Origin of the sequence: Pseudomonas sp. NPDC089741 (assembly GCF_044748825.1) — a bacterium.
In the GTDB taxonomy this organism is placed as follows: Bacteria; Pseudomonadota; Gammaproteobacteria; order Pseudomonadales; family Pseudomonadaceae; genus Aquipseudomonas; species Aquipseudomonas helmanticensis.
In genome coordinates this window covers 1-6,915 of the sequence record NZ_JBIVGT010000061.1, presented here as the reverse complement: position 1 = coordinate 6,915, position 6,915 = coordinate 1, and the positions used below count along the sequence as shown (strand labels likewise).

The 6,915-nt window shown below is 57.9% G+C and carries 6 protein-coding genes and 2 pseudogenes; all 8 read right to left on the bottom strand.

Going from position 1 to position 6,915, the window contains the following annotated elements; translation table 11 throughout:
• Positions 1-71 precede the first annotated feature (71 nt).
• Positions 72-1,424 (bottom strand): annotated as a pseudogene (rseP, locus tag ACIPZE_RS28405) (RIP metalloprotease RseP).
• 54 nt (positions 1,425-1,478) lie between these two features.
• Positions 1,479-2,669 carry a 1-deoxy-D-xylulose-5-phosphate reductoisomerase gene (gene ispC, locus ACIPZE_RS28400; RefSeq protein ID WP_400776730.1) on the bottom strand — a complete coding sequence of 397 codons (1,191 nt, stop codon included), beginning with the start codon at positions 2,667-2,669 and terminating at the stop codon, positions 1,479-1,481.
• Positions 2,666-3,472: a phosphatidate cytidylyltransferase gene (locus tag ACIPZE_RS28395; protein WP_129389798.1), complete on the bottom strand. Its 807-nt coding sequence runs from the start codon at positions 3,470-3,472 to the stop codon at positions 2,666-2,668. Before ACIPZE_RS28395 ends, ispC begins: the two co-directional genes overlap by 4 nt.
• Positions 3,472-4,227, bottom strand: a complete 756-nt coding sequence (gene uppS, locus ACIPZE_RS28390) for a polyprenyl diphosphate synthase (protein WP_129389795.1) — start codon at positions 4,225-4,227, stop codon at positions 3,472-3,474. The genes ACIPZE_RS28395 and uppS overlap by 1 nt, the downstream gene beginning before the upstream one ends.
• 14 nt (positions 4,228-4,241) lie before the next feature.
• A complete protein-coding gene (gene frr, locus ACIPZE_RS28385) occupies positions 4,242-4,799 on the bottom strand; it encodes a ribosome recycling factor (RefSeq protein WP_007908855.1) in 558 nt (185 codons plus the stop codon).
• Entirely contained in the window at positions 4,796-5,539 is a 744-nt protein-coding gene (pyrH, locus tag ACIPZE_RS28380; protein WP_003222124.1) for a UMP kinase, read from the bottom strand. The genes frr and pyrH overlap by 4 nt, the downstream gene beginning before the upstream one ends.
• A gap of 209 nt (positions 5,540-5,748) precedes the next feature.
• Positions 5,749-6,612 (bottom strand): translation elongation factor Ts, encoded by an 864-nt coding sequence (gene tsf, locus ACIPZE_RS28375; RefSeq protein ID WP_007908856.1) that lies wholly within the window; start codon positions 6,610-6,612, stop codon positions 5,749-5,751.
• A gap of 192 nt (positions 6,613-6,804) precedes the next feature.
• Positions 6,805-6,915 (bottom strand): annotated as a pseudogene (locus tag ACIPZE_RS28370) (30S ribosomal protein S2); the annotation flags it as partial.

Genomic DNA, 6,915 nt, shown 5'->3' with positions numbered 1-6,915 from the left:
GTCCTATCTTATGATATATGGAAATACATAAAATGACTCACAAAGCGGCAGATTCTCATTTCAGCGAAGAGTTACAGTAGAACTAGATCGTTGACCAGAGCAAGCAACATCACCCCGACCACCAAACTGATACCGATCTGTATCCCCCAACCTTGCACCGGCTCCGTCTAGTGACGTCCTCGCGCCCAGTCGATCAGATAATACAACATATGCCCCCCATCCAGTACAGGAATGGGCAGCAAATTCAGAACGCCCAGGCTCATACTCAGATAAGCAAGGAAATTCAGGAAATCAGCGACGCCCGACTGGGCAGAAGCGCCCGCCACTTTAGCAATGGTTATCGGTCCACTCAAGTTTTTTACCGAGAGCTCGCCGAAGAGCATTTTCTTCAGTGAATCCAGCGTCAGGATGCTCATGGTCCAAGTGCGACGGGCACCCTCGCCAATTGCGGCCAAAGGCCCGTAACTGACCTCGCGGATCATCTCCGGTGGCCAGTCGACAGCTTTTACACCGGCGCCCAGATATCCGCTTGGCGACTTGCTTTCACCGCGCGCCGCCAGGGTTACCGGGACGTCGATTTGAGCACCGTCGCGCTCGATGCGCAGCATGATTTTGGTATCAGGACGCGTACGAACGGTATCGACCACCTGCTGCCAGTCATTCAGCGCCTGACCATCAAGGGCGAGCAGGCGATCACCGGTTTTCAGACCGGCCGCTTGCGCCGGGCCTTTCGGATCAAGCTCGGCAAGTACCGGCGGCAGGGCTGGACGCCATGGCCGAATCCCCAGCGAGCGAATCGGATCCGGCTCATCGGCACCTTTGAGCCAGTGATCCAGCGCCAGCTCGCGCGGCGAATCCGCGGTGGAACCTTGTTCACGCACGACCAGTTGCAGCGAGCCGCTCTCGCCCAGCCGGCGTACCAGCTGCAAATTCACGGCAGCCCAACCGGTAGTCGGCTCACCATCGATGGCGACGATTTCCTGGCCGGAAGTCAGACCGGCCTTGGCGGCGATGCTGCCGGACTCGACTGCACCGATGACCGGGCGGATCTGCTCGCTACCGAGCATGGCCAGCACCCAGAAGAACACCAGGGCCAACAGAAAGTTGGCGATGGGACCTGCGGCAACAATGGCGATACGCTGACGTACGGATTTGCGGTTGAACGACTGATCAAGCTGATCGGCCGGCACTTCGCCCTCGCGCTCATCGAGCATCTTGACGTAGCCGCCCAACGGGATCGCGGCAACGACGAACTCGGTGCCTTGCTTGTCGCGCCAGCGTAGCAGCGGCATGCCGAAGCCTACGGAAAAACGCAGAACCTTGACGCCACAGCGACGCGCGACCCAGAAGTGGCCGAATTCGTGAAAAGTGACCAGCACTCCCAAGGCGATCAGGGTGCCGGCAATCATATAGAGCGCGCTCATCTACTTTCTCCGCAATCCTGTTCAGTGCCGCGTGTAGCCATTGTGTTGCAAAACTTATCGGCCGTGACGACTCAACCACTGTTCAGCCAGCACTCGCGCTTTCGCGTCCGCCGTGAACACCGCATCGAGATCATCCAGTGCAACCACCGGCTCGAGATTCAAGACTTCCTCGATGATACTCGCGATTTCCAGGTAACGAACCCGTCCGTCGAGAAACGCTGCCACAGCGACTTCGTTGGCCGCATTCAACATGGCCGGTGCGCTGTCGCCTGCTTCAGCAGCTTGACGAGCCAGACGCAGACATGGAAAGCGCTCTTCATCCGGCGCTTCGAAATCCAGCCGGGCAATCGCAAACAGATCCAGCGGCGCAACACCGGAGTCGATGCGCTCCGGCCACGCCAGAGCATTGGCAATCGGCGTGCGCATATCGGGGTTACCCAATTGCGCCAACACCGAACCGTCCACGTAATCGACCAGCGAATGAATCACGCTCTGCGGGTGAATCACCACTTCGACCTGCGCAGGCTTGGCATCGAACAACCAGCAGGCCTCGATCAGCTCAAGCCCTTTGTTCATCATGCTCGCCGAATCCACGGAGATCTTGCGCCCCATGGACCAGTTCGGATGCGCGCAGGCCTGATCAGGTGAAACATGTTCCAACTCGGCCATCGGCGTCTGCCGGAAAGGGCCGCCGGAAGCTGTCAGCAAAATCCGCCGCACACCTACCGAACTCAATCCGCGCGCAAAATCCTGCGGCATGCACTGGAAAATCGCGTTGTGCTCGCTGTCGATCGGCAGCAGCACCGAACCGCTTTTACGCACGGCCTGCATGAACAAGGCGCCGGACATCACCAGCGCTTCCTTGTTGGCGAGAAGAATCTTCTTGCCCGCCTCGACCGCCGCCAGCGTTGGACGCAAACCAGCGGCACCGACGATGGCTGCCATGACTGCATCGACCTCAGGGGCCGCTGCGACCTGACACAAACCCTCTTCCCCGACCAGCACGCGGGTCGGCAACCCGGCCGCCCGCAAGTCATCCTGCAGGCTGCGCGCCGCGTCTGCTTGCGGGACCACCGCGTACTGCGGCACATGACGCACGCACAAAGCGAACAACTCACCCAGTCGAGTGAACCCGCTCAGCGCAAAAACCTGATAACGCTCAGGGTGACGCGCGATGACATCAAGGGTGCTCAAGCCGATCGAACCGGTTGCCCCCAGAACAGTGATCTGCTGTGGGCGGCTCAAGGTGCAGCCATCCACAGCAATACTGCGAATACCGGAATGGCTGCCGTCAGGCTGTCGATACGATCGAGCACGCCGCCATGGCCGGGCAGCAGGTTACTGCTGTCCTTGATGCCGGACTGACGCTTGAACATGCTTTCAGTGAGGTCGCCTACCACCGAAATGAACACGATCAGTGCCGCGCCGATCAGCCCCTTGAGCAACTCGGCCACCGTCCAGTCGCGCACCAGGCCGACAATCGCGGTAATCACCAGACTCAGAGCCAGGCCACCATAGACACCTTCCCAGCTTTTACCGGGACTGACGTGTGGCGCCAGCTTGCGCTTGCCGAAGGCCCGGCCGGAAAAGTACGCACCGATGTCTGCGCCCCAGACCAGCACCATCACCGCCATGATCAGCCAGTTACCCAGTGGATACTGCTTGATCTGCACCAGACCTTGCCAGGCCGGCAGCAGAATCAACAGACCAATGACCAGTTTGGTCGCGGCACTGGACCAGTGCTCGCTCGAGCGCGGATAGGTCAGCACCAGCCATGTCGCCACCGCCCACCACAACACGGACGCACCCAATACCCATGGCGCAAGACCGGGCAGGATGTACATGACGAACAGCATCAGGGCGACCACGGCAGCAAAGCCGACACGGAAGGTTTGCGCGGTAAAACCTGCCAGGCGCGCCCATTCCCAGGCACCCAGACTCACGACCAGACCGATGAAAAGCGCAAAGCCCGAGCCTTCGAGCAGGAAAAACCCGCACAAGGCGATCGGCAGCAGGATCAGTGCAGTAATGATTCGTTGTTTAAGCATTAAACCCGGGCTCCAGCTTCGATCTGCTCGCTCGTTTTACCGAAGCGACGTTGACGCGAAGCGTAATCGGCCAGCGCATTGCGCATGGCATCGTGTTTGAAGTCCGGCCAGAACAGGTCGGAGAAGTACAACTCGGCGTAAGCCAGCTGCCACAACAGGAAGTTGCTGATGCGATGCTCGCCGCCCGTGCGAATGCACAGGTCAGGCAGCGGCAGGTCACCGGTCGCCAGACAGGTTTGCAACAGGTCCGGCGTGATGTCCTCCGGACGCAGATGCCCGGCCTGAACTTCGCGCGCCAAGCGCTGCGCAGCCTGGGCAATATCCCACTGACCGCCGTAATTGGCAGCGATCTGCAGGACAAAGCGATTGGCACCGACGGTCATCGCCTCGGCTTCGCGCATCGCTGCCTGTAGCTCAGGATGGAAGCGCGAGCGATCACCGATGATGCGCAGGCTGATGTTGTTGTCGTTGAGGCGCTTGGCCTCACGACGCAACGCCTTGAAGAACAGATCCATCAAGGCGCTGACCTCATCGGCCGGGCGCTGCCAGTTTTCACTGGAAAAGGCGAACAGGGTCAACACTTCGACCTTGGCCTCAGCGCAGACCTCGATTACCGCACGCACGGCATCCACGCCCGCTTTATGCCCGGCGACACCTGGCATAAAGCGTTTTTTAGCCCAGCGATTGTTACCATCCATGATGATCGCGACATGGCGCGGCACCGCGGACGGCGCAGTCTGCTTGGTCTTGTCCATTAAAAACTCGACCCTTAAACGGCCATCAGATCCGCTTCTTTTTGCTTGGTAGCCGTGTCGATATCAGCCTCTGCCTTGTCGGTCAGTTTCTGGATATCGGCAGCAGCACGACGCTCTTCGTCTTCGCTGATTTCTTTGTCCTTGACCAGCTTCTTCAGCTCGCCCAGGGCATCACGACGAATATTGCGCACGGCAACACGAGCGTCTTCAGCAGCACTGCGCGCCTGCTTGGTGAAGCCCTTGCGGGTTTCCTCAGTCAGGGCAGGCATGGAGATCAGCAGCAATTCGCCCAGGTTGGTCGGATTGAGGTTCAGGCCAGCGCTCTGGATTGCCTTGTCGACCGCCGCGAGCATGTTGCGCTCGAAAGCTACGACTTGCAGGGTGCGCGAGTCTTTTACAGTGATGTTGGCCACTTGGGTGATGGAGGTGTCTGCGCCGTAGTACGGCACCATCACGCTGCCCAGGATGCTTGGGTGAGCCTTGCCGGTACGAATCTGGCCGAATGCATGGGCCAGAGAGTCCAGGGATTTTTGCATGCGCTCTTGAGCGTCTTTTTTGATTTCGTTGATCATTGTTGACCTTCCTCGATCAGGGTGCCTTCAGCGCCGCCATGGACGATGTTCAGCAGGGCACCAGGCTTGTTCATGTTGAATACGCGCAGCGGCATCTTGTGGTCGCGGCACAGGCAGATAGCTGTCAGGTCCATTACACCCAGCTTGCGATCCAGTACTTCATCATAAGTCAGATGATCGAACTTCTCGGCATGCGGATCTTTGAACGGGTCAGCGGTGTAGACGCCATCGACCTTGGTCGCTTTGAGCACGACATCGGCATCGATTTCGATTGCGCGCAGACAGGCTGCCGAATCCGTGGTGAAGAACGGATTACCGGTACCGGCCGCGAAAATCACCACGTCCTTGGAGTTCAGGTGGCGCATGGCTTTGCGGCGATCATAGTGATCGGTCACGCCAACCATGGAAATCGCCGACATGACGATGGCCGAGATATTGGCACGTTCCAGCGCGTCGCGCATGGCCAGGGCGTTCATCACAGTGGCCAGCATGCCCATGTGGTCGCCCGTAACCCGATCCATACCGGCTTTGCTCAGGGCTTCGCCACGGAACAGGTTGCCGCCGCCGATCACCAGACCGACCTGAACGCCGATGCCGACCAATTGGCCGACTTCCAGCGCCATGCGATCCAATACCTTTGGATCGATCCCGAACTCTTCCGAGCCCATCAGGGCCTCGCCGCTAAGCTTGAGTAGAATGCGTTTATAGCGAGCCTGATAACCACTGCCCTGCTGAGCCATTGCGAATCTCTCCTGCGGCGTATTTAAAATTCTTTGCGAGCTGTTTACAGCTGGCGTTCACTCTAGCTTGGCGCTGCTTCAGCGCCATCGGAACATGGCTTTGTAAGTCAGTTCCAAGTGGAAACCAATAAAAAATTGGCAACCCCATCTGAAAAGAGGCTGCGCGCGTAAGCGGGCAGCCTCTTTCGGGCGACAGTTGAAAAACCGTCTTATTGCTTGGCGGCAGCCAGCTGGGCAGCAACTTCTTCGGCGAAGTTGTCGACCGGCTTCTCGATGCCTTCGCCTACTTTGAAGTAGGTGAAGGAAACGATTTCAGCACCGGCTTTCTTGGCCAGTTCGCCAACCTTGATTTCAGGGTTCTTGACGAACGCCTGCTCAACCAGGCTTGCTTCAGCCAGGAACTTGCTGATACGGCCTTTGACCATATTTTCAACAATGTTTTCTGGCTTGCCTTTGATTTTTTCTTCGTTCAGCTGCAGGAACACAGCTTTTTCGCGCTCGATAGCTTCAGCCGAAACTTCCGATGGCAGCAGGAACTCAGGGTTGCTGGCCGCTACGTGCATAGCGATGTCTTTGGCCAGTTCAACGTTGCCGCCTTTCAGAACAACTGCAACACCGATCTTGTTGCCGTGCAGGTAGCCACCAACAACGTCGCCTTCTACGCGAACCAGACGACGGATGTTGACGTTTTCGCCAACCTTGCCGACCAGTACCAGGCGAGCAGCTTCTTGAGCTTCGATCAGTGGAGCAACATCAGTCAGCTTGTCAGCGAAGGCTTTTTCGATGCTTTCAGCAACGAATGCCTTGAAGTCGTCCTGCAGAGCCAGGAAGTCGGTCTGCGAGTTCACTTCCAGCAGAACAGCAGATTTGCCGTCTTCTTTCAGAGCGATGGCGCCTTCAGCGGCAACGTTGCCAGCTTTTTTGGCAGCCTTGATTGCGCCCGAAGCACGCATGTCATCAATGGCTTTTTCGATGTCGCCGTCAGCCTTTTCCAGGGCTTTCTTGCAATCCATCATGCCTTCGCCGGTACGCTCGCGCAGTTCTTTAACCAACGCTGCAGTAATTGCTGCCATTTTCAAATTCCTCTTGGATAGGTTTTCAACCATTCCACCCGATCGAACGGGCGTTCAATTCGTCCCGAACCCCACCTTGTAGCTGCTGCACGTTACAGAAGCTGTAGCTGCGCCGCCGACAAATGGTTTTCGAGGTGGCAAAAAGGGGGCCAAGCCCCCTTTTTGCTTACTGAGTCAACGCCAGGGCGTCAATTACTCAGCTGCAGCCTGAGTTTCTTCAGCTGCGAATTCTACAGTGCCGCCGGCAACATTGTTGCGACCACGGATAACTGCGTCAGCCATCGAACCCATGTACAGCTGGAT

What these genes read in the sequence shown, in the direction of transcription:
- ACIPZE_RS28395 (WP_129389798.1), bottom strand. Translation starts at nt 3,472, where the DNA reads ATGCTTAAACAACGAATCATTACTGCACTGATCCTGCTGCCGATCGCC.
- uppS (WP_129389795.1), bottom strand. Translation starts at nt 4,227, where the DNA reads ATGGACAAGACCAAGCAGACTGCGCCGTCCGCGGTGCCGCGCCATGTC.
- frr (WP_007908855.1), bottom strand. Translation starts at nt 4,799, where the DNA reads ATGATCAACGAAATCAAAAAAGACGCTCAAGAGCGCATGCAAAAATCC.
- pyrH (WP_003222124.1), bottom strand. Translation starts at nt 5,539, where the DNA reads ATGGCTCAGCAGGGCAGTGGTTATCAGGCTCGCTATAAACGCATTCTA.
- tsf (WP_007908856.1), bottom strand. Translation starts at nt 6,612, where the DNA reads ATGGCAGCAATTACTGCAGCGTTGGTTAAAGAACTGCGCGAGCGTACC.